Origin of the sequence: Prauserella marina, assembly GCF_002240355.1 — a bacterium.
GTDB classification, from domain to species: Bacteria; Actinomycetota; Actinomycetes; order Mycobacteriales; family Pseudonocardiaceae; genus Prauserella_A; species Prauserella_A marina.
Map to the genome: position 1 here is coordinate 1,955,954 of NZ_CP016353.1, position 20,884 is coordinate 1,976,837.

Sequence of the window (20,884 nt, forward strand, 5' to 3'; positions counted from 1 at the left end):
CGGCGGGAGTCGCGGGCTCAGCGGCCCAGTGCCTCGCGGACCGCGTCGGCGGCGGGGGGAACGGTGGCCTTGGGGCCGACCTTGGATTCGATGGCGTCGAGCGTCTTCAGGCCGTCGCCGGTGATGAGCAGCACGGTCTCGGCGTCCGGGTCGAGCTTGCCAGTTTCGATGAGCTTCTTGGCGGTGGCCACGGTGACGCCGCCCGCCGTCTCGGTGAAAATGCCTTCGGTGCGGGCGAGTAGCCGGATGCCCTCGACGACCTCCTCGTCGGTGACGTCCTCGATGGAGCCACCGGTGCGGTTGACCGTGTCCAGCACGTACGGGCCGTCGGCCGGGTTGCCGATCGCGAGCGAGCGGGCGATGGTGTCCGGCTTCACCGGTTGCACCACGTCGTGGCCCGCCCTGAACGCCGCTGACACCGGCGAACAGCCAGTGGCCTGTGCGCCGAACACCTTGTACGGCGACCCGTCGACGAGGTCGAGCTGGCTGAGTTCCCGGAAACCCTTGTCCACCTTGGTGAGCTGGGAGCCGGACGCGATGGGAACCACGATCTGTTCCGGCAGCCGCCAGCCGAGCTGTTCGGCCACCTCGTAGGCGAGTGTCTTGGAGCCCTCGGAGTAGTACGGCCGCACGTTGACGTTGACGAACGCCCAGCTTTCGTTCTCGGCGGCGAGCTGGGTGGCGAGGCGGTTCACGTCGTCGTAGTTGCCGTCGACGGCGAGCAGCGCGCCGTCGTAAACGGCGGTCGTGAGGATCTTGGCCCGTTCGAGGCTGGAGGGTACGAGTACGACGGACTGCCAGCCCGCCCGTGCCGCCGCGGCGGCGACGGCGTTGGCCAGGTTGCCGGTCGATGGGCAGGCCAGGGTGTCGAAGCCGAATTCACGGGCCGCGGCGAGCGCGACCGCCACCACGCGGTCCTTGAAGGAGTGAGTGGGATTGCCGGTGTCGTCCTTGACCCAGACGCGCTTGACCCCGAGGGCCTTCGCCAGCCGGTCGGCACGCACCAGCCTGGTACAGCCCGGCTCGGTGTTGGGGATCTCCTCGACGTTCGAGGGCACCGGCAGCAGCTTCTTGTAACGCCAGATGTTGCGCGGACCGGACTCGATGTCCTCGCGGCGAACCCTGCCGAAGTCGTAGGCGACCTCAAGGGGGGAGAAGTCCTCAGCCGAAACGAACTCGGGTGCGAGTGGCTGGCGGTGACCCTCTTCTTTGGAAACCAGCTCAACTGCGGGGCCGAGGTCGACATTGTGCTTGGTGGTCGTACCGAGAGCTGCGGTCATCGCGAGGTCCTTTCCTCATCTGCCCCGCTGTGCGGGCCGGAATTGGCACCGTGATCGACAGCTACCTCGCGGAATCGAGATGACAGGCTGTCGCCGGTTGCCGGGGCTTCATCGGGCCGTTCCCTCTGCCCCTCTGGATGAGCGGTATTCGATTGTGGACCGGCCGGACCGACATCACCGGAATGGTGGTCGCGACCGTCGTGGGCCGTATCGCCATTCACACTACGACATCGAGTTCGATTCCTGCCACGGCCATGCGGGCTATGTCACCGTTGTCGGTGGCTCGTGGCAGGATCGGGACCGTGACCGCGCCAGCCACCACGCCCCCGCCGCTGCACCTGGTGCTGGGCGACGAGGAGCTGCTTGTCGAACGCGCCGTGTACGCGGCGCTGGACGCCGCTCGGCTCGCCGACGCGACTGCCGATCTGACCAGGGTTCGGGTGTCCGATCTCACAGCGCCCGTGCTGGCCGAGCTGGTCAGTCCCTCGCTGTTCAGCGAGGGCAGGGTGATCGTCCTGGAATCGGCACACGACATCGGTCAGGACATCGCCGATGCCGTGCTCGCTTACATCGCCCAGCCCGCCGACGGGATCGTGCTGGTGGTGGTGCACAGCGGTGGCGGGCGAAGCAAGGCGGCCAAGTCGCTGCCTTCGGCCTTGAAGAAGGCCGGCGCCGTGGTCACCGAATGCGCCAAGATCAGCAAGCCCGCCGAGCGCGAAGCGTTTGTGCGCAACGAGGTTCGCAAGGCCGGCGGCCGAATCGACGCCGCAGGCGTCGTCGCGTTGATCGACGCCGTCGGTTCGGATTTGCGTGAACTGGCCTCTGCCTCGGCGCAGCTCGTCGCCGATTCAGGGGGAAACGTCGACGAGGCCGCTGTGCGGACCTACCACACGGGGCGGGCGGACGTCACCGGGTTCATGGTCGCCGAGAAGGCCGTCGCGGGCGACAGGGCCGCCGCGCTGGAATCAGTGCGCTGGGCACAGCAGATCGGTGTTCCGCATGTGCTCGTGGCCGATGCGCTGGCCGACGCGGTACGCACGATCGCCAGGGTGTCGGCCGCCGGGCGGGGCAATCCCAATCAGATGGCGGGCGAGCTGGGGATGCCGCCGTGGAAGATCCGTAAGGCACAGGGCCAGTCCCGAGGGTGGAGCGCAGGGGGGCTCGCCGAGGCCATGCGGGTGGCGGCGCGGGTGAACGCGGAGGTCAAAGGTGCCGCCGCGAGTCCGGACTATGCCATCGAGCGTGCTGTCCTCGACATCGCCGCCGCGCGGGAGCGTCGCTAGCCGCGGTCGCACTCGGTCGCGCTGGCTCGGACGCCCGTCAGCGGGAGCCAGGACGTGAAGCCCCTCCGGGTGACCCTGACCTCGTTGGGTGTCCGCTTCGCCCCGGCGGTGATGACCGCCGGGGCGAAGCCCGGGAGTTCCGGGCGACGCACCGGCCGCAGATGTGAGTGCCGCCGCACGCCGGACCGGCGCCGAGCACGAAACGGTCCGGCGACGCCCCACGCCGGACCGGTGCCGGATACGAGAAGGGCCCGGCGACGTCGGTCGCCGGGCCCTTCTCGGGATCGTGCTCAGAGCTTGTTGGCGCGCCTGGCCATCGCGGACTTCTTGTTCGCGGCCTGGTTCTGGTGAATGACACCCTTGCCGGCTGCCTTGTCCAGCTTCTTGGCTGCCTCGCGCTGCAACTCGACGGCCTTGGCCTTGTCACCGGCGTCCGCGGCCTCGCGGAACTTGCGGATCGCGGTCTTCACCGCCGACTTGACCGACTGGTTGCGCTGCCGAGCCTTCTCGTTGGTCTTGATGCGCTTCATCTGGGACTTGATGTTGGCCACGTGGCGCTCCTTCATCATTCGGCGGGAGTTGTCACCGTGTCGTCGCGGCCCCTGCGATATCGCTGGGTTTCCTCCATGGCGGAATGCCACACGGCAACAGCGAGCAAGCATAACAACCCGGTCGGCTCACCCCCGCACCTGGGCGTATGGGTGCCGGGGCAGTGTCCAGGGTTGCCCGGCGTCACCGTCAGAATCGTGGCACCGGACGTGCCCGGTGCGCGGGACGGTCCGTGACCGCCGATGTGACGACGGTCGTCAGGTCAGCCTCGCCCGCGTACTGCACCGTGCCTGCGGTGATCGTGGCTCCGTTCGTGATCGCGACGCTGCTGGCCGGGGCAACAGTCCACAATGGAGCTGGCCGGGATCGCCGGGGTGCGCCAGGTCGCCTACGGCCTCGCACTACGGCGCGGATACGCGGTCGATGATCTTTCCGTGGTGCTCCGGAGGGGGCTGTCGGCCGTGTTCGTGCTCGGTGGCCTAGCTGCTCGTGCTGTTCGCGATGCGCGTTTCCCGGTCGGTCTTGTCGCGCCCGCGAGGAGGACCGGCGTCGTGATCGTGCTCGCCGGAATCACGGCGACCGCGTTCGCGTGAGACCGTGGAACCATGGATGTGCTGAGCAGCCGGGTACTGCTGCACCCCGCCGACAACGAGGTGACGACCGCGTTCTACCGGGACACGCTCGGCCTCGCCGTCTACCGGGAGTTTCCCGGAGGCACGGTGTTCTTCGCGGGCGGCGGCTTTGTCGAGGTCGTCGGCTCAGGTGGTGAGCGCGGCGGGAACGCGGCGCTGTGGTTGCAGGTCAGAGACCTCGCCGCCACCGTAGCCGAGTTGAGGGAGAAGGGTGTCGAACCGGAAAACGGCCCTCGTCGCGAACCGTGGGGCCTCGACGAGGCGTCGGTCTCCGACCCCGACGGCGTGCGCATCGTGCTGGTCGAGGTGCCCGAGGGGCATCCGCTGAGGGTGGACGTCCGCTCCGGCTAGCGCGGGTCGGCGCTCGGGCGCCACGCGCGCAGTTGCGCGGCACGCGGAGCGGCTGGTCCCGGGGGATCCCACACCCAGGTTTGCAGGTCGGCGAACCCGGCCTGTTCGAGTTCGTCGGCCAGTTCGTGCCTGGACACCGGGAGTGACTTCTCGTGCGCGGACAGCACGATTCTGCCGCCGGGCCGCAGTACCCGGAACAGTTCGCCGAACGCGGCCTTGCGGTCTTCCCAGAACTGGACGTTGTTGACGCTGATGACGACGTCGACGGATTCCGGCTCCTGCCCGGTCGAGGCGGCCGTTCCCTGGTGTAGCCGGACCGTACCGTTGGAGATCCGGTCGGCGCACCGTTGCCCGCACAGGCCGAGCATGTCGGGGGAGGGGTCGACGCCGATGGTCACCGCCGCCTTCGTGGCGACCTCCGCGAGCCCGACTCCCGGTCCCGGCCCGACGACCAGCGCCGTTTCGCCGTCTCCTGCCCTGGCGACGGTGCTGACGTGCCGTTCGGTGGCCGCGTTACTGGATGCCATGACGGCGCCGCCGAGCCGGCCGAGCCATCCTCGTGGATGCCCGAACACTCGATCGAGCGCCTGGCCAATTGATTCGGTCATACTTCGAGATCACCACGGACCCACGGCGCTCGCATCGGGGATGACCCGGAATTGTCTTCGCGTGGCATGGGACCATGGACCTTGCCGCCCGCGAGTGACCTGAGGAAACGAGTGACACACACACGTCCGTCAGCCGACGACACCTTCACGCCGCCGAAGTTCATCCGCAACTTCTGCATCATCGCGCACATCGATCACGGCAAGTCGACCCTTGCCGACCGGATGTTGCAGCTCACGGGGGTCGTCGAGGCCCGGTCGATGCGTGCGCAGTATCTCGACCGGATGGACATCGAGCGCGAGCGCGGCATCACGATCAAAGCGCAGAACGTGCGCCTGCCGTGGCGGTCCGGTGACCAGGACCACGTGCTGCACCTGATCGACACACCGGGACACGTGGACTTCACCTACGAGGTTTCCCGGGCGCTTGAGGCGTGTGAGGGCGCGATCCTCCTCGTGGACGCCGCGCAGGGCATCGAGGCACAGACGCTGGCGAACCTCTATCTGGCGCTGGACAAGGATCTGCACGTCATCCCGGTACTCAACAAGATCGACCTGCCTGCGGCGGATCCCGACAAGTACGCGGCCGAATTGGCCGGAATCATCGGCTGTGAGCCGAGCGACGTGCTGCGGGTCTCAGCCAAGACCGGCGCCGGGGTGGAGGAGTTGCTCGACGAGGTCGTGCGCCAGGTCCCTCCGCCGGAGGGCGAGGCCGACGCTCCGGCGAGGGCGCTCATCTTCGACTCCGTCTACGACACCTACCGCGGCGTCGTCACCTACATCAGGGTCGTCGACGGCAAGATCACGCCACGCGAGCGCATCCGCATGATGTCCACCGGTGCCACACACGAGCTGCTAGAGGTCGGCATCATCTCGCCCGAACCCAAGGCGTCCAAGGGGCTGGGGGTCGGCGAGGTCGGTTACCTCATCACCGGGGTGAAGGACGTCAGGCAATCGAAGGTCGGTGACACCGTCACCTCCGAGCGCCGTGGCGCGGCCGAACCGCTCGCCGGGTACCGCGAACCGCAGCCCATGGTCTACTCCGGGCTGTATCCCCTCGATGGGTCGGACTACCCGGACCTCAGGGAAGCGCTCGACAAGCTCCAGCTCAACGACGCCGCACTCAGCTATGAACCGGAAACGTCGGTGGCGCTCGGATTCGGCTTCCGCTGCGGTTTTCTCGGTTTGCTGCACCTGGAGATCACCCGCGACCGGCTTGAGCGCGAGTTCGGGCTGGAGCTCATCTCCACCGCGCCCAACGTGGTGTACGACGTGTTCATGGAGGACGGCACCGAGCATGTGGTGACCAATCCCTCCGACTGGCCGGTCGGTGGCAAGATCGCCGAGGTGCGGGAGCCGGTCAGCAAGGTCACGATCATCGCCCCCTCCGAGTTCATCGGCGCGATCATGGAACTGTGCCAAGGAAAACGCGGCCAGTTGCTGGGAATGGACTACCTGTCGGAGGAACGGGTCGAACTGCGTTACCAGCTCCCGCTCGCCGAGATCATCTTCGACTTCTTCGATTCGCTGAAGTCGCGCACTCGCGGTTATGCCTCGCTCGACTACGAGGAGGCGGGCGACCAGGTGTCCGACCTGGTCAAGGTGGACATCCTGTTGCAGGGTGAGGCGGTCGACGCGTTCTCGGCGATCGTGCACAAGGACGCCGCTTACGCCTACGGCAACAGGATGGCGACCCGGCTCAGGGAACTTATTCCCCGGCAGCAGTTCGAGGTGCCGATCCAGGCAGCCATCGGGTCGCGGATCATCGCGAGGGAAACCATTCGCGCGATTCGCAAGGACGTCCTCGCCAAGTGCTACGGCGGTGACATCTCGCGGAAGCGCAAGCTGCTGGAAAAGCAGAAGGAAGGCAAGAAGCGGATGAAGACCGTCGGCAGGGTCGAGGTTCCGCAGGAGGCCTTCGTCGCTGCGCTGTCCACAGAGGACAGTGGGGGAGACGGTAAGGGCAAGGGAAAGAAGTAGGACTTCGCCCGGTTTCTGCCGTGGGCAGATGCGCTCCGCCCACGGCAGAAATCGTCGGTCAGCCGACGCCGAGCAGGATCGCCAGTGCCTCGACCAGCGAGGCCGAGGTGGCGGCGATCGTGCTGTCGAGGTATTCCGCGATGGGAGCCAGTTCGGCCGCGGATGCCTGCCCGCCCGCTACGGCGATCAAGGGCAGGGCCAGTGCGCTCACCGCGATACCCCGCAGGGTCCAGCGGCGGGCTGTGCTCTGGGAGGGGTGCTGCCGGTGCTCGGTCATGTCGGCTTCCTTTCGGTCGGCCCGCGTTGTTCGGGATCGCACGGTGCGAACGGGCTTCGCGTAGGGGAGCCTGCGGTGCGCCGGATGAGGGCTCAAGGGCTGTTACGGACGCTTATCGAGCTCGAAACAGCGCGTCACTCGGCCGAGTGACGATGGGTAATCTGGCCGTCACATCGCCCGGTTTTGTTCTGACATGGGATTTCGCGGCGGAATGTGGCCGCGTCATGGGGGCTCGGCGACGGTTCGTAGGCTTGGCTCATGTTCGACAGCTTGCGGGTTCCGGTGATCGTCGCGCCGATGGCTGGTGGTCCATCCACACCAGAGCTCGTCGCCGCGGCGGCTACCGCCGGTGCGTTCGGTTTTCTGGCAGGTGGCTACCTCAGCGCGGCCGCCTTGACCGACCAGATTCGCCGCACGAGGGAGCTGGCAGGTGAGGGGTTCGGGGTCAATCTCTTCGTGCCCGGCGCCCGGTCCACCGTGGACGTACGGCCGTACGCGAGCAGCCTGCAGCGGGAGGCCGAGCGCTACGAGGTCCGCGCTGGAGCGCCGCAGTGGGATGACGACGTGTACTCGGCGAAGCTGGACCTGCTGGTGGCACAACGGGTTCCGGTGGTGTCCTTCACGTTCGGCACTCCGGCCGAGAACGACATCGACCGGCTGCACCACGCGGGCAGCAAGGTGGTGGTGACGGTGACCACGCCAGAGGAGGCGTCGCAAGCGGCCGAGGCAGGCGCGGACGCGCTCTGCGTGCAGGGTTTCGAGGCCGGTGGGCACAGGGCGGTCTTCGTCGACGATCCCGGACAGGCCGCGGGCGGCGAACTGTTCGGTCTGCTTGCCGCGATGCGCCTGGTGTCGGCGGTGACGGACCTGCCGCTGGTCGCGGCGGGTGGGCTCGTGCACGGCGCCGACGTCGCCGCGGTCGTGGTCGCCGGGGCGCGGGCGGCACAGCTCGGTACGGCGTTCCTGCGTGCGGACGAGGCGGGCACGAACGGCACGCAGCGTCGCGCACTCGCCTCGGCCGGACGGCAGACGGCGTTCACGCGCGCGTTCAGCGGCCGTCCCGCGCGAGGAATGGTGAACCGGTTCATGCGGGAGCACTCCGAGCAGGCGCCTGCGGCCTATCCGCAGTTGCACAATCTGAGCAGGCCCATCCGCGCGGCGGCGGGCAAAGCGGGTGACCCGGAGGCCATGTCGTTGTGGGCGGGGCAGACCTATGGGCTCGCGGGCGAGGGCCCGGCGGCCGACATCATCGAGACGCTCAGGACTCAGGCACGCGACGCGATGCGCGGCGCCACAACCAGGTTCGCTTGAAGCAGACCGTGGCCGGAAAGTCAACTACTACACAGTGTCGGGGGAGCTTTGCTGTCGTTTTACGGCAGCAAAGCTCCCCCGCTCACGGCAAAACGGAGGCGAATGGGGGAGTGGCGGCATGAGCGGGGAGCGGCGAGCGGGGGATTCGCGGCGGCACGGTGCTTGCCCAGCTTCCTCAGCTTCCGCACCGTCGGCGTCATCGGCGAAAAGGGGTGCCGTCGTCGCGGGGCGGTTCGAACTGGCCAGCCGCATCGGATCGGGCGGCCACGGCGCGGTATGGCTGGCCACGGATCTCGCCACCGGTGAACAGTGCGCGGCGAAACTGGTTCACGGTGCCGCCAGCGCCGAGCTCATCAGAGCGGCGAGGGAACGCAGTGTGCGGCTCGACCACCCGCACGTCCTCAGCCCCTACGCCTGGGCGGAGGGGCGCGACCTCGTCGTCATCGCGAGCGAACTCGTGCGGGGAGGATCGCTCGCGACCCTGCTCGCCGATCACGGCCCGTTGCCGTGGCGCTACGTCGCCGAAATCCTCGCCCAGCTCCTCGACGCGCTCGCTCACGTGCACGGCAGGGGGCTCGTGCACAGGGACGTCAAGCCGGCCAACGTGCTGCTGCACCCCACCGCGACGCGCGCGCCGCACTTGCGGCTCAGCGACTTCGGCCTCGTCCACGCGATGGGCAGCCAGCGCGTCACGCGCACCGGTTTCGTCGTCGGCACGCCCGGCTATCTCGCGCCGGAGGTGCTCGCCGGACAGCCGCCGCACGCAAGCCAGGACCTCTTCGCCGCGGGCGCGGTCGCCGCGCAACTGCTCAGCGGTTCGGAACGGCCGGGCCCCGAACGGGAGCCGGACTCCGGACCGCTGCGATCCGTCGTTGCGACCCTGCGCTCAGCCGATCCCCGGCAGCGGCACTCGGCGGCCGGCAGGCTCGCCGAACTGAGGGCGGCGGCCCCACTTGAACTGCCGGCGCTCACCGCCGACGGTGAACCTGTCGAGATTTTCGACGTTCTGTCCACGGACTATGATGCAAACAGCTAAGTTCCACCCGTGAACAATGGGAGGCCGGGTGGCTGAGAGCGTCGTCGACCGCAACCGCAAACAGCAGATCGAATGGTATGGGGAGCCGCTGGGTGACCGTCTCGGTCGCCTCATCGACCGCCTCGACGTGTCCCAGGCTGGGCTCGCCGGCATCCTCGGCATCTCGGCGCCGATGTTGTCGCAGCTCATGTCCGGCAACCGCGCCAAGATCAGCAATCCGGCCGTGTTCTCCCGGCTGCTTTCCGTCGAGGCACTCGCGACCGACGCGGGATTCGACGACTTGCCCGCCCGCGAGATCAAGGAACGGCTCGCCGCGATCCAGGCCGAGCCGATGACGTCCACGACGAGCATCAGGGTGCTCGCCCCCGAGACCGCCCACTCCGACCCTGTCGGGGGGATCCAGGCACTTCTGCGGGAAATCGCCAGCGCGGCCGAGATCGAGCATGCCGCGTCCATACTGGACGCTGACTATCCCGAACTCGCCGAGCTGTTGCGGGTGTACGGCGCGGGAAGGGCGAGCGAGGCGCGCGAACACTTCGCGCGCACACTCGCTCCGAAGAACAACACCAGCCAGTGATTTTTCAGCCCGCGACACCGGTGACCGGTTCAGGGCCAGGCGTTGCCGCTGCGCCGGACACCGCGCCGGTCGCCCGCACGAAATACGCCAGCAGCTCCGCGATCGCCGCCGGATCGTCCAATTGCGGGCAGTGCCCCCAATCCTCGCGGACGAGCAGCCTGCTGTGCGGCACGAGCGCGTGCAGTTGCCGTCCCGATGCCGCGCTGACCAGATGGTCGCGGCCGCACGCGACAACGAGCAACGGAACGGTGATGCTGTCGAGCCGGTAGGCGTCGGCGAGTTCGGCGACCAGTTCGCGTGCCTGGCCCAGCCGGGTCGTCGCGCTGCGATAGTCGGGGAACTGGTCGGTGAACCGGCGTACGTGCTCTGGGTCGACCATCGCGGCGCTGGCATACAGCAGGCGCGGAACGACTCGCTCGGCGACGGCCCTCACCACGAAACCGGGAACGGGCAGCGGAAGCGAGGCACACGCGCGCAGCGCGAGCGGATAGCGCGCGACGGTCCTGATGAGCCAGGAATCGACGAAACCGGGCGCGGCGATCGAGACGACCCCCGCCACCGGAAGGCGCGGATCCTGCGCCGCCCTCAGCCCCATCGTGCCGCCGAGCGAGTTGCCGACGAGCACGACGCCGCCGAGCGCGGACTGTTCCTTGATCACCGCGGCGGTGAACGCGTCGAGCTGGGGGAGGATGGCGCCCTGCCGCAACGGCGCCGCCTCACCGAACCCTGGAAGATCCACCGCGATCACGGAGTGACCGAGCGCCGCGAGTTCGGTGATCACCTGCCGCCAGGTGTCGGCGCTGTCGCAATAGCCGTGGAGCAGCACGATGCGCGGCGCGCTGGGCCGGGCGGCGGTCCTGCGACCTCGGCGCCTGCCCCCCGCCTGGGTCGAGGGCCGCGGTCCTGCTTCGAGCACACGGGTGCGGAAACCGGCGAACCGTCGGTAGCCGGTCCTGATGTCGACGGGCGCCGACGGTTCCAGGGGATCCGCCGGCGCTTGTCGCTGCACCGCGATCATGTGACCAGGTTAACCGAGAAACGGCCGTTTCATACCGCCGCTCGGGCGCACCGTCGCGTATCGGCGTGCTGTCAATGCGAAATCGTCGCTGGTCAGCGCGCCGGGTTCGGATCAGTGAGCGAAGACGATCTTCCCGGCGGTGGCGCCTTTCAGCATGTTGGTAAAGCCCCGCCCGGCTTCGGTGAAAGGCAGCTCGTCCCCGATCCGGGGCCGGATGCCGGCCAGTTCGACGTAGGAAAGCAGGTTCGCGAGCTCGTCCCGCGTCCCCATCGTCGAGCCGATGACCCTGAGCTGCAAGAAAAACACGCGCTGTAGCTCCGCGCTCGCGTCGGGCCCGCTCGTCGAACCGGACACCACGATGACGCCGCCCGGCTTGAGCGATTTGACCGAGTGCGACCAGGTGGCCTTGCCGACGGTCTCGAACACGGCGTCGACGCGTTCCGGAAGCCGGGAGCCCGGCTCGAACGCTTCGTGGGCGCCCAATTCCACCGCGAGCGCACGCTTGTCCTCGCTGCGTCCCGTCACCCATACCCGCATGCCGGCCGCCCTGCCGAGCTGAACCAGCGCCGTCGCCACGCCACCGGACGCACCCTGCACGAGCATCGTCTGCCCAGGCCGCAGCCCTGACTTGACGAACAGCATCCGGTAGGCGGTCAGCCATGCCGTGCCCATCGTCGACGCTTCCGCGAACGAGAGACCGGCCGGTTTCGGCAGCACGTTGCGAGCCGGAACCACCACGTAGTCGGCGAAGGTGCCCTGATGCTTCTCGGTGAGCAGGGTCCGCTTGGGGTCGAGCGTGTCGTCCCCGTGCCAGGAGTCGTCGTTGATGACGGAGTGGATGACCACCTCCGTGCCGTCGTCCAGAACGCCCGCGCCGTCGCAGCCGAGGATCATCGGGAACTGCTCCTGCTTGATCCCGACCCCGCGCAACGTCCACAGGTCGTGCATGTTCAAACTGGCTGCCTTGACCGAAACCCGCACCCAGCCTGCGGGAACCTCGGGCTCCGGCCGCTCGCCGACCACGAGTGAGGCCAGCGGATCGTCGGTATTGGCTTCTTTGGCATAGACGGCGAACATGGCGTCAACCTACCTGGCGTAGGCTCTTGCATGTGTTCGACGGAGTGGCCCGCTGGTGGGACGGGTTCGAGCTCTGGCTCGCGCAGCAGTGGTTCCCCGTGCAGTTCGTACTGGTCATGGCGGTACTGGTGCCGTTGTGCCTCGGGCTCGCCTGGATTGTGCATCGCGTTGTGAACGTCGTGGCCGACCGGGCCGCCCGCATCAGGGCGGCACGTCACCACGAAAAAGGGTCCTAGGGGTACGGAATGCTTTCCCGGAGGCGCATCAGCGCCGCGCTGATCGGGCTCATCGTGCTGGTGCTCGGTGGCTGGCTGATCAAAGACGTCATCGCGGCAGGCGATTCCAGCGACGCGCCGGGTAGCGTGCCCGGCGCGGAATCGGGACTACAGGTCGAGCCACTTTCCAGCCTGCCCGAGCAAGCGGACGAGACCTACCGGCTCATCGAGCAGGACGGACCGTTCCCCTATCCGGAGAGGGACGGCACGGTTTTCGGCAATAGGGAGAGGTTGTTGCCAGAGCAGGAATCCGGTTACTACCGGGAGTACACCGTTCCGACGCCGGGAAGCGCGGACCGGGGTGCCCGCAGGCTCGTCGAGGGTGAGGCCGACGAGTTGTACTACACGGCCGACCACTACGCGTCCTTCGTCGTCGTGGACCCATCGCGATGACGGGGCAGCCGAAACCGGCATGGCGGTCCGTCGCCGAGCAAGCCAAGGCCCGTGGCGCGTTCGCGCACGTCCTCGACGGGACGTCGCACCTCGACAAGCTGGGCACTCTCGACGCCATCGCCTCGGCGCTGTCGTTTCCCGAGTACTTCGGCCGCAACCTCGACGCGCTCTACGACTGCCTCACCGATCTGGCCTGGCTGCCGCCGGGGGAGCACGTGCTGATCTGGATCGCCTCCGACGCGCTGAAGCAAGCCGACCCCCGGGCCTACGTCGCCGTGCACGGCACGCTGTCGGACGCGCAGCGCGCGCTCGCCCCCGGCGGCGAACGCGCCGACAGCCGCACACTGACGGTCGTCTTGGCTGACTGACCGACTCAGTCGGCCGGGACCCAGTTCGGTGTGCGTTTCTGCGCGAAAGCCGTGATCCCCTCCTGGCCTTCCTCGCTCGCGAAGAACCTGGCCGAGGTCGCCAGCATCGTGGCGAACGTCTCCGGCATCGCGGTGCCCGTTTCGCCCTGGAGTAGTTGCTTGGTCGCCGCGAGCGCGGAGGGTCCGCCGAGCGCGAGCGCCGCGACATAACGCTCGACCTCCGCCGCGAGGTCTTTCTCCGGAACGGCGGCGTTGATCAGGCCGATCTCCGCCGCCCGCTTCGCGTCGAACTTCTCGCCGGTGAGGAACAGTTCGTGCGCCGCGCGCGCGTTGAGCCTCGGCAGCACGGTGACCGAGATGATCGCCGGGATGACTCCGATGCGCACCTCGGTGAACGCGAACGTCGCCGTGTCGGCCGCCACCGCGATGTCGGCGGCGGCGACGAGCCCGACGCCGCCCGCCCTCGCCGGGCCGGACAGCGCGGCGACCACCGGTTTCGGGCTGGTCCAGATCCGCTCCAGGATCGAGGGAAACTCCTGCACGCCCTGGCTTTGCTCGCCGGCTCCCTGTGCTTCCTTGAGGTCCATTCCAGAACAGAACACCGGGCCGCGATGGCCGAGCACGATCACGCGGACCGCCTCGTCGCCGATGGCCTTGTCAAGGCTGTCGCTCAGTTGCCCTCGCAACCGTGCGGACAGCGCGTTGCGGTTGTGCGGGGAGTCGAGCGTGATGGTCGCGGTTCCACCGGACACCGCATAGTGCACGAGTTCGTCAGCCATGCCAACACCCTGGCACACCCCCTGGATCAGGCCGAGCGACGCGCGCCGAGTTGCCTTGCCCCGGTGTAGTGCCGCAGCACCGCCTTGGCCACGCGCGGATCGGGGCACAGCGGATCCGCGAAGGGAACCGGACCCACCGCCTCGCTCGCCAGCGCGTGGATGCGGTCCGGAAGCAGCCCTGGGGCCAGGAACCAGGACGCGACGGCGAACCGGACCGCGCCTTTCGCGCGCAGTTTCGCCACGGCGGCGGGCAGGTCGGGGTGCGCGGTGCTGGCGAAGGCGGGACTCACCAGGCACGCCTGCCGCGACTGCCAGCGCCGGGCCATCCTGGCGACAGCGGCGTTGGCCGGTTCGTGCGAGGAGCCCACCGCCGACAGCACGACCCCGAGCCCAGGGTCCGCGAGGTCGGCACCGGCCTCGGCGAGCCGGTCGAGCGCGACCTCCTCCAGCGTCCCCGAGGTGCCGAGCACGTCGGAAACGGTGACCCGCAGGGCGGGAAACCGCCTTCCGGTGTCCTCCACGATGCGGGGCAGGTCGACTTTGGCGTGGTAGGCACTCCCGAGCAGCAGTGGCACGACGACCACGTCACGATGGCCCTCGGCGTGCAATGCGGCGAGTACGTCCTCCACACCCGGCCGCGAGAGATCGAGAAACGCCTCCCGCACATCGACGCCGGGTGCTTCGGCACGGACGAGACCGGCCAGCGCGGCGATGGTGGCCGCGGACCTGCTGTCCCTGCTGCCGTGCGCCACGGCGACGAGCGGTGGCGCGCTCATGCGCCCAGTGTGGAGAACCGCTCGCCGACCAGCCCTGCCGCGAGCGTGTCGCCGTCCTTGGGGTCGATGACGAGAAACGCTCCGGTGCGAGGACTCTTCGCGTAGTCGTCGACGGGGATCTCCTCCGACAGTCGCAACCGGACACTGCCGATGTCGTTGAGTTCCAGCGACTCCGGACTGTCTACAGTGGAGAGAGTCTGTTCGTCGAAGCGGGCGGTGATCTCTTCGACGAGTGCCTGCACGGTGCGGGTTCCGTGTTTGACGAGCACCTTGGCTCCCTGCCGCAACTCCTTGCCGGACAGCCAGCACAACGCCGCGGTGAGTTCGTCGGTCAATCGCGGCCGGGCGTGCGCCGTCGCGATGAGGTCGCCCCGGGAGATGTCCAGTTCGTCGGCGAGCACCACGGTGACCGAACTGCCGGAACCGGCCTCGTCGAGCGGGCCGTCGTGGGTGTCGATCCGTTCGACGGTCGAGCGCGAACCCTGTGGCAGCACCACGATCTCGTCGCCGGGGCGCACCGTGCCCGACGCGATCTGTCCCGCGTAGCCGCGGTAGTCGGGATGCTCAGGGGTGCGCGGCCTGATCACGTACTGGACGGGGAACCGGAAGGGAGCTTCGTGCGGGTCGGGCGCGACCGGGACGCTCTCCAGGTGTTCGAGCAGGGTCGGGCCCTGGTACCACGGGGTGTTCTCCGAACGGGCCGCGACGTTGTCGCCGACGAGCGCGGAGACCGGGATGGCCAGTACCGAGCCCTCCGCGTAGCCCAGTGACGCCGCGTGAGCCGAGAATTCCTTAGCTATCACGGTGAAGGCTTCCTCGTCGTAGCCGATGAGGTCGACCTTGTTGACGGCGAGCACCAGCCGGGGCACCCCGAGCAGCGCCAGTACGGCCGCGTGCCTTCTGGTCTGCTCGACGACGCCCTTGCGCGCGTCGACCAGCAGTACGGCCAGTTGCGCCGTCGAAGCGCCGGTGACGGTGTTGCGGGTGTACTGGACGTGTCCCGGGGTGTCGGCGAGTACGAAGCTGCGCCGGGGAGTGGCGAAATACCGGTAGGCCACGTCGATGGTGATGCCCTGCTCACGCTCGGAGCGCAGCCCGTCGACGAGCAGCGAAAGGTCTGGTGTGGACAGTCCGCGGTCCACGCTGGCGCGCTGGACGGCGTCGAGCTGATCGGCCAGCACGGATTTGGTGTCGTAAAGCAACCGGCCGACCAATGTGGACTTACCGTCGTCGACACTGCCTGCCGTGGCAAGCCGTAGCAGCGAGCTCATCTCTAGAAGTACCCTTCTCGCTTGCGGTCCTCCATGGCGGCCTCCGACAACCGGTCGTCGGCTCTCGTGGCTCCGCGTTCGGTGAGCCTGCTCGCCTGCACCTCCGCGATCACGTCCGCCACCGAGGCGGCCGTCGATTCGACGGCACCGGTGCACGAGCCGTCGCCGACGGTGCGGTAACGCACCGTCAGTTCTTTCACGACCTCGTCCTCGCGCGGCCCGCCCCACGGGCCCTCGGTGAGCCACATGCCGTCTCTGCGGTACACCTCGCGCCGGTGGGCGTAGTAGATGGAGGGCAGTTCGACACCTTCGCGGGCGATGTAGTTCCAGACATCGGCCTCGGTCCAGTTCGACAGCGGGAAGACCCGCACGTGCTCGCCCGGCCGGTGCCTTCCGTTGTACAGGTTCCACAACTCGGGCCGCTGCCTGCGGGGTTCCCACTGGCCGAAAGCGTTGCGCAGGCTGAAAATCCGTTCCTTCGCGCGAGCGCGTTCCTCGTCCCGTCTTCCGCCGCCGAACACCGCGTCGAACTTGTGCTCGGTGATGGTGTCGAGCAGCGGCTGGGTCTGTAGTGGATTTCTGGTCCCGTCGGGTCGTTCGGTGAGCCGCCCGTCGTCGATCCAGTCCTGCACGTGAGCCACGATCAGCCGGAGCCCGTGCCGCTCGACGACCCGGTCGCGGAACTCGATGACCTCATCGAAGTTGTGTCCGGTGTCGACGTGCAGCAGCGGGAAGGGCACCGGGGCGGGCCAGAACGCCTTGATCGCGAGGTGCAGCAGCAGCGTGGAGTCCTTTCCGCCGGAGAACAGGATCACCGGCCGGTCGAACTCGCCCGCGACCTCGCGGAAGATGTGGATGGCCTCGGACTCCAGCGCGATCAGGTTGTCCCGTGCCGCGTCGGTGGCGGCCTCCAACGTGGTCATGTCGTCCTTTCTCAGCCGTGCAGGCCGCACTCGGTCTTGGTCTGTCCAGCCCAGCGCCCGCTTCGCGGGTCGGCCCCCGGCGCGACCTTCGCGGTGCACGGCGCGCAGCCGATCGAGAGGTATCCCTCTTCGACCAAGGGATTCCGCAGAATCCCGTGCTCGGTGATGTAGCCGTCGAACTCCTCGTCCGTCCACGCCGCGATGGGATTGATCTTCACGAGCCCGTTGCGCTCGTCCCACGTGACGATCGGCGTGTTCGCCCTTGTCGGCGCGTCGACCCTGCGTACTCCGGTCACCCAGCAGGAATACCGCGCGAGCGTGGTGCGCAACGGGATCACCTTGCGGAGGTGACAGCACTGGTTGGGGTCGCGGTCGTGCAGCCGGGGCCCGTACCGCTCGTCCTGTTCGGCGACCGACTCTTCCGCTTGCGCGTTGACCACCGTGATGTCCGGGTACACCGTGGCGACCGCGTCGCGGGTGCCGATGGTTTCCGCGAAGTGGTAGCCCGTTTCGAGGAAAAGGACATCCACATCGGACTTGACTTTGGTCGCGAGGTCGATCAGGACGGCATCCTGCATGTTCGAAGCCACGATGAGATCGTCGCCGAATTTCTCGACGGCCCAGCGCAGCGCCTCCTCGGCGCTCGCGTCGGCCAGCTCGTCGGAAGCCCGTGCGGCCAACGCCTTCAGGTCTTCCCCGGCTTCGCTGGTCGATGTCGCAACTGTCATCGGGTTACCTCCGGAATCTGTAGGCCGATGAAGGTCACCGAGAACACTCTCCTACACGATCCGCACAGCCAGGCGCCATCCTTCTCTGGTCGGAGATCTTCGTCGCCACAGTACGGACAGTAGAACGCCGTGGCTCTGCTCGGCGTGAATTCGCTCATCTCGCACTCACTTCAGCGCTGCCTCGTCGGCGCGGGCCACCCACTGCGCGAAGCGTTCGCCCTGCACACGCTCGGCCAGGTAGGCCCGGACGAGACGTTCGACATAGTCGGTCAGTTCCGCACTGGTGACCTTGTGACCCCTGAGTTTGCGGCCGAATCCGGCGTCGAGTCCGAGTCCGCCACCGAGATGTACCTGGAAACCCTCGACCTGGTTGCCCTCGTCGTCGGTGACGATCTGTCCCTTGAGTCCGATGTCGGCGACCTGGATGCGGGCACACGAGTTGGGGCAGCCGTTGAGGTGCACGCTGACCGGGTTCTCGACGCCGTCCTGGACGTCGGCGAGCCTGCTTTCGAGGTCGGCCACGAGTTGCTGGGCCCTCGCCTTGGTCTCCACGATGGCCAGCTTGCAGAACTCGATGCCGGTGCAGGCCATGACGCCGCGCCGCCACGGCGACGGCGTGGTCCGCAAGCCCGCTTCAGCCAGTTCGGTGGCGAGACCGTCGAGTTCGGCTTCCGGGACGTCGAGCACGACCAGTTTCTGTTGCGGTGTCAGCCGGACCCTGCCCGAACCCGCTCTCTCCGCGGCCTTGGCGACCGCGATCAGCAGCGAGCCGGAGGTACGGCCCGCGACGGGCGCGCCGCCGACGTAGTAGTTGCCGTCGGTCTGCCGGTGCGCGCCGATATGGTCGATGGGCACCTCGGGCACCTCGGGCGCGGGCCCGTCGGCGAGGCTTCGCTTGAGGTACTGCGTTTCCAGCACCTCCCTGAATTTGGCGGCGCCCCAGTCCTTGACGAGGAACTTGATGCGCGCCCTCGACCGCAGCCTGCGGTAGCCGTAGTCGCGGAAGATGCTGATGACGCCTTCCCACACGTCGGGTACGTCATCGAGGGGCACCCACACGCCGAGCCGCTGCGCGATCATCGGGTTGGTCGAGAGGCCGCCGCCGACCTGCACGTCGAAACCGGGGCCGTGCTCGGGGTGATCGACGCCGACGAAAGCGACGTCGTGGATCTCGTGCGCGACGTCCTGCTGTCCCGAGATCGCCGTCTTGAACTTGCGGGGCAGGTTCGCGAACCGGGGGTCGCCGACGAAGCGTCTGTTGATCTCCTCGATGGCCGGGGTGCCGTCGATGATCTCCTCGGCGGCGATCCCCGCTACGGGGGAACCGAGGATCACGCGCGGGCTGTCGCCGCAGGCCTCCATCGTGGTCATGCCCGCCGCTTCGAGCTTCTCCCAGATCGTCGGCATGTCCTCGATCCGGATCCAGTGGTACTGGATGTTCTGCCGGTCGGTGATGTCGGCGGTGTCCCTCGCGTAGGTCTGCGACAGCTCGCCGAGCAGGGTCAGCTGGTCGGTGGTCAGCGCGCCGCCGTCGAGCCGCACCCGCAGCATGAAGTACTTGTCGTCGAGCTCTTCCGGTTCCAGCGTGGCCGTCCGCCCGCCGTCGATGCCGGGCTTGCGCTGGGTGTAGAGCCCGTACCAGCGGAATCGGCCGCGCAGGTCGCCGGGGTCGATCGAGTCGAATCCGCCCTTGGCGTAGATGTTCTCGATGCGGGCGCGGACGTTGAGGGGCGAATCGTCCCTTTTTGAGCGCTCGTTCGGGTTGAGCGGCTCGCGGTATCCCAGGGCCCATTGACCCTCACCGCGACGCTGCTTGGGCCGTGCGGGGCGGTCCGTCTTCGCGGCCATGTGTTCTCGTCCTCCAGGGCTGGTCACTCGTGGCTGACGCCGACGGCGCCGCTTTGCCCTGGTGAAGACCTTGGTGGGAGCAGTTCGCGGCAACCCGGCGCCAGGTCGTCCTTGACGGGCAAACGGCGCACAGAATTCAGCGTCGGCAGAGACTGCTGGAGACGCGCAGGTAGTCGACGTGGCGGCGAACCACGAGAGACACTCCTGCAGAAGTCACGAACCAAGAGTGCCACGCTGCTCAGAATGTGGTCCAGAGCCGTCCGCATCGTGGGAGTAACGTCACCAGGGCTTTTGCCGGACACCCTGAACAGAATGGGACACTGGAGCGGTGAGTTCGCCGAGCGGTCCCGACCAGTTCACCCTCCCCGGTTCCGCGCTGAGCGGACTCGGTGAGAGGCCGTTCGGGGTGTACGTGCACGTGCCGTTCTGCGCGACGCGCTGCGGCTACTGCGACTTCAACACCTACACCGCCGGTGAGCTCGGTTCGGCAGCCTCTCCCGCGTCCTGGCTTGAGGGCTTGCGCGGGGAACTCGAACTGGCCGCGCGCGTGCTCGGAACCCCGCCGGCCGCCGACACCGTCTTCGTCGGCGGCGGCACTCCCTCGCTGCTGGGCGCGGACGGACTGGCCGACGTGCTCGACGCGGTGCGGCGGAGCTTCGGGCTCGCCGACGGCGCCGAGGTCACCACCGAGTCCAACCCCGAGTCGACCTCGCCTGAGTTCTTCGCGGGCATCAGGCGGGCCGGTTACACGAGGGTGTCGCTCGGTATGCAGTCGTCGGCGCCGCACGTACTGCGCGTGCTCGACCGCGTGCACACCCCGGGCCGCCCCGTCGCCGCGGCGAAGGAGGCGAGGCAAGCCGGTTTCGAGCACGTCAACCTCGACCTGATCTACGGGACGCCGGGGGAGCGGACCGACGACCTGCGTGCCTCGCTGGAAGCGGTGCTCTCCGCCGGGGTCGATCACGTCTCGGCCTACGCGCTGATCGTCGAGGACGGCACCGCGATGGCCCGCAAGGTCCGCAAAGGTGAACTGCCCGCTCCCGACGACGACGTGCTCGCCGAACGGTACGAGTTGATCGACGCCACCCTGGCCACCTCGGGACTGCGCTGGTACGAGGTGTCGAACTGGGCTGCGGAGACACCGGGCGCGGTGTGCGCCCACAACATGGGTTATTGGCGAGGCGGCGACTGGTGGGGAGCCGGTCCCGGCGCGCACAGTCACGTCGGCGGCGTTCGCTGGTGGAACGTCAAGCATCCCGCTCGCTACGCCGGGCTGGTCGCGGAAGGCACGCTGCCGGTCGCCGACCGCGAAGTGCTCGGCGAGCAGGACCGTTACCTGGAGCGCGTGATGCTCGAACTCCGGCTCGCCGAGGGACTACCGCTGTCGGCGCTGGCCGGGGACGGGGTCGAGGAGGCGAAGACCGCCGCCGCCGACGGAGTCCTCGACGCGGGGGCCATCGCCGAAGGAAGGGCGGTGCTCACCGACAGGGGCAGGCTGCTGGCCGACGCGGTCGTGCGCCGTCTCGTCATCTGACCCGACCAACCTG

The 20,884-nt window shown here is 68.2% G+C and carries 24 protein-coding genes and 1 riboswitch; of the genes, 11 read left to right on the forward strand and 13 right to left on the reverse strand.

What is annotated here, in order from left to right:
- Positions 1 to 17 precede the first annotated feature (17 nt).
- Complete coding sequence (gene thrC / locus BAY61_RS08990) at positions 18 to 1,280, reverse strand: threonine synthase (RefSeq protein WP_091794948.1); 1,263 nt, start codon at positions 1,278 to 1,280, stop codon at positions 18 to 20.
- A gap of 12 nt (positions 1,281 to 1,292) precedes the next feature.
- A riboswitch (SAM riboswitch) is annotated at positions 1,293 to 1,424 on the reverse strand.
- A 158-nt stretch (positions 1,425 to 1,582) separates the two neighbouring features.
- Between thrC and holA the strand changes: the two genes are divergently transcribed.
- Positions 1,583 to 2,563: a DNA polymerase III subunit delta gene (holA, locus tag BAY61_RS08995; protein ID WP_091798493.1), complete on the forward strand. Its 981-nt coding sequence runs from the start codon at positions 1,583 to 1,585 to the stop codon at positions 2,561 to 2,563.
- A 290-nt stretch (positions 2,564 to 2,853) separates the two neighbouring features.
- Here the strand turns inward: holA and rpsT are convergent, their stop codons facing one another.
- Positions 2,854 to 3,114: a 30S ribosomal protein S20 gene (gene rpsT, locus BAY61_RS09005; protein ID WP_091798496.1), complete on the reverse strand. Its 261-nt coding sequence runs from the start codon at positions 3,112 to 3,114 to the stop codon at positions 2,854 to 2,856.
- Between the two features lie 348 nt (positions 3,115 to 3,462).
- Here rpsT and BAY61_RS09010 point away from each other — a divergent pair, with 348 nt between their 5' ends.
- Complete coding sequence (locus BAY61_RS09010) at positions 3,463 to 3,705, forward strand: hypothetical protein (RefSeq protein WP_091794954.1); 243 nt, start codon at positions 3,463 to 3,465, stop codon at positions 3,703 to 3,705.
- 12 nt (positions 3,706 to 3,717) lie between these two features.
- Positions 3,718 to 4,095, forward strand: a complete 378-nt coding sequence (locus tag BAY61_RS09015) for a VOC family protein (RefSeq protein ID WP_091794957.1) — start codon at positions 3,718 to 3,720, stop codon at positions 4,093 to 4,095.
- Here the strand turns inward: BAY61_RS09015 and BAY61_RS09020 are convergent.
- Entirely contained in the window at positions 4,092 to 4,703 is a 612-nt protein-coding gene (locus BAY61_RS09020; protein WP_091794960.1) for a class I SAM-dependent methyltransferase, read from the reverse strand. The genes BAY61_RS09015 and BAY61_RS09020 overlap by 4 nt on opposite strands.
- A 111-nt stretch (positions 4,704 to 4,814) precedes the next feature.
- Between BAY61_RS09020 and lepA the strand changes: the two genes are divergently transcribed.
- A complete protein-coding gene (lepA, locus tag BAY61_RS09025) occupies positions 4,815 to 6,680 on the forward strand; it encodes a translation elongation factor 4 (RefSeq protein WP_091794963.1) in 1,866 nt (621 codons plus the stop codon).
- 58 nt (positions 6,681 to 6,738) lie between these two features.
- Here the strand turns inward: lepA and BAY61_RS09030 are convergent, their stop codons facing one another.
- Positions 6,739 to 6,957, reverse strand: coding sequence for a hypothetical protein (locus tag BAY61_RS09030; RefSeq protein ID WP_091794965.1), 219 nt, complete (start codon positions 6,955 to 6,957; stop codon positions 6,739 to 6,741).
- A gap of 258 nt (positions 6,958 to 7,215) precedes the next feature.
- On the opposite strand from BAY61_RS09030, the gene BAY61_RS09035 reads away from it, so the two are divergent.
- The 3 genes from BAY61_RS09035 (at position 7,216) to BAY61_RS09045 (ending at position 9,881) form a co-directional block, all read left to right on the forward strand.
- Entirely contained in the window at positions 7,216 to 8,268 is a 1,053-nt protein-coding gene (locus BAY61_RS09035) for a nitronate monooxygenase (protein ID WP_091794968.1), read from the forward strand.
- Between the two features lie 118 nt (positions 8,269 to 8,386).
- Positions 8,387 to 9,304, forward strand: coding sequence for a serine/threonine-protein kinase (locus tag BAY61_RS09040; protein ID WP_170140058.1), 918 nt, complete (start codon positions 8,387 to 8,389; stop codon positions 9,302 to 9,304).
- Positions 9,305 to 9,332: 28 nt separating this feature from the next.
- The gene (locus BAY61_RS09045) at positions 9,333 to 9,881 is read left to right on the forward strand and encodes an XRE family transcriptional regulator (protein WP_245865939.1); all 549 of its coding nucleotides are present in this window, start codon (positions 9,333 to 9,335) and stop codon (positions 9,879 to 9,881) included.
- A 4-nt stretch (positions 9,882 to 9,885) separates the two neighbouring features.
- Here BAY61_RS09045 and BAY61_RS09050 read toward each other — a convergent pair whose 3' ends face one another.
- Entirely contained in the window at positions 9,886 to 10,899 is a 1,014-nt protein-coding gene (locus BAY61_RS09050) for an alpha/beta fold hydrolase (protein ID WP_091794977.1), read from the reverse strand.
- 111 nt (positions 10,900 to 11,010) lie between these two features.
- Positions 11,011 to 11,976: a zinc-binding dehydrogenase gene (locus BAY61_RS09055; protein WP_091794981.1), complete on the reverse strand. Its 966-nt coding sequence runs from the start codon at positions 11,974 to 11,976 to the stop codon at positions 11,011 to 11,013.
- 32 nt (positions 11,977 to 12,008) lie between these two features.
- Here BAY61_RS09055 and BAY61_RS09060 point away from each other — a divergent pair, with 32 nt between their 5' ends.
- Genes BAY61_RS09060 through BAY61_RS09070 form a run of 3 tightly spaced genes read left to right on the forward strand, consistent with a single transcriptional unit; the run spans position 12,009 to position 13,012 of the window.
- Positions 12,009 to 12,212 (forward strand): hypothetical protein, encoded by a 204-nt coding sequence (locus BAY61_RS09060; RefSeq protein ID WP_091794984.1) that lies wholly within the window; start codon positions 12,009 to 12,011, stop codon positions 12,210 to 12,212.
- 9 nt (positions 12,213 to 12,221) lie between these two features.
- Positions 12,222 to 12,644 carry a guanyl-specific ribonuclease gene (locus BAY61_RS09065; RefSeq protein ID WP_091794987.1) on the forward strand — a complete coding sequence of 141 codons (423 nt, stop codon included), beginning with the start codon at positions 12,222 to 12,224 and terminating at the stop codon, positions 12,642 to 12,644.
- Complete coding sequence (locus tag BAY61_RS09070; RefSeq protein ID WP_091794991.1) at positions 12,641 to 13,012, forward strand: barstar family protein; 372 nt, start codon at positions 12,641 to 12,643, stop codon at positions 13,010 to 13,012. The genes BAY61_RS09065 and BAY61_RS09070 overlap by 4 nt, the downstream gene beginning before the upstream one ends.
- A gap of 5 nt (positions 13,013 to 13,017) precedes the next feature.
- On the opposite strand, the gene BAY61_RS09075 is transcribed toward BAY61_RS09070, so the two are convergent.
- From BAY61_RS09075 to BAY61_RS09105, 7 genes are read right to left on the reverse strand one after another with little or no spacing between them, the layout of a single operon-like run.
- The gene (locus BAY61_RS09075) at positions 13,018 to 13,791 is read right to left on the reverse strand and encodes an enoyl-CoA hydratase family protein (RefSeq protein WP_091794994.1); all 774 of its coding nucleotides are present in this window, start codon (positions 13,789 to 13,791) and stop codon (positions 13,018 to 13,020) included.
- 26 nt (positions 13,792 to 13,817) lie between these two features.
- Positions 13,818 to 14,567 (reverse strand): sirohydrochlorin chelatase, encoded by a 750-nt coding sequence (locus tag BAY61_RS09080; RefSeq protein ID WP_091794997.1) that lies wholly within the window; start codon positions 14,565 to 14,567, stop codon positions 13,818 to 13,820.
- Complete coding sequence (locus BAY61_RS09085; RefSeq protein ID WP_091795000.1) at positions 14,564 to 15,838, reverse strand: sulfate adenylyltransferase subunit 1; 1,275 nt, start codon at positions 15,836 to 15,838, stop codon at positions 14,564 to 14,566. Before BAY61_RS09085 ends, BAY61_RS09080 begins: the two co-directional genes overlap by 4 nt.
- A gap of 2 nt (positions 15,839 to 15,840) precedes the next feature.
- Positions 15,841 to 16,761 carry a sulfate adenylyltransferase subunit CysD gene (gene cysD / locus BAY61_RS09090; protein ID WP_091798499.1) on the reverse strand — a complete coding sequence of 307 codons (921 nt, stop codon included), beginning with the start codon at positions 16,759 to 16,761 and terminating at the stop codon, positions 15,841 to 15,843.
- 11 nt (positions 16,762 to 16,772) lie between these two features.
- Positions 16,773 to 17,489, reverse strand: coding sequence for a phosphoadenylyl-sulfate reductase (locus tag BAY61_RS09095; RefSeq protein WP_091795003.1), 717 nt, complete (start codon positions 17,487 to 17,489; stop codon positions 16,773 to 16,775).
- Positions 17,486 to 17,647 carry an Insertion element protein gene (locus tag BAY61_RS33485; protein ID WP_091795006.1) on the reverse strand — a complete coding sequence of 54 codons (162 nt, stop codon included), beginning with the start codon at positions 17,645 to 17,647 and terminating at the stop codon, positions 17,486 to 17,488. Before BAY61_RS33485 ends, BAY61_RS09095 begins: the two co-directional genes overlap by 4 nt.
- A gap of 7 nt (positions 17,648 to 17,654) precedes the next feature.
- The gene (locus tag BAY61_RS09105) at positions 17,655 to 19,337 is read right to left on the reverse strand and encodes a nitrite/sulfite reductase (protein ID WP_091795009.1); all 1,683 of its coding nucleotides are present in this window, start codon (positions 19,335 to 19,337) and stop codon (positions 17,655 to 17,657) included.
- Between the two features lie 328 nt (positions 19,338 to 19,665).
- On the opposite strand from BAY61_RS09105, the gene hemW reads away from it, so the two are divergent.
- A complete protein-coding gene (hemW, locus tag BAY61_RS09110; RefSeq protein ID WP_091795011.1) occupies positions 19,666 to 20,871 on the forward strand; it encodes a radical SAM family heme chaperone HemW in 1,206 nt (401 codons plus the stop codon).
- Positions 20,872 to 20,884 lie beyond the last annotated feature (13 nt).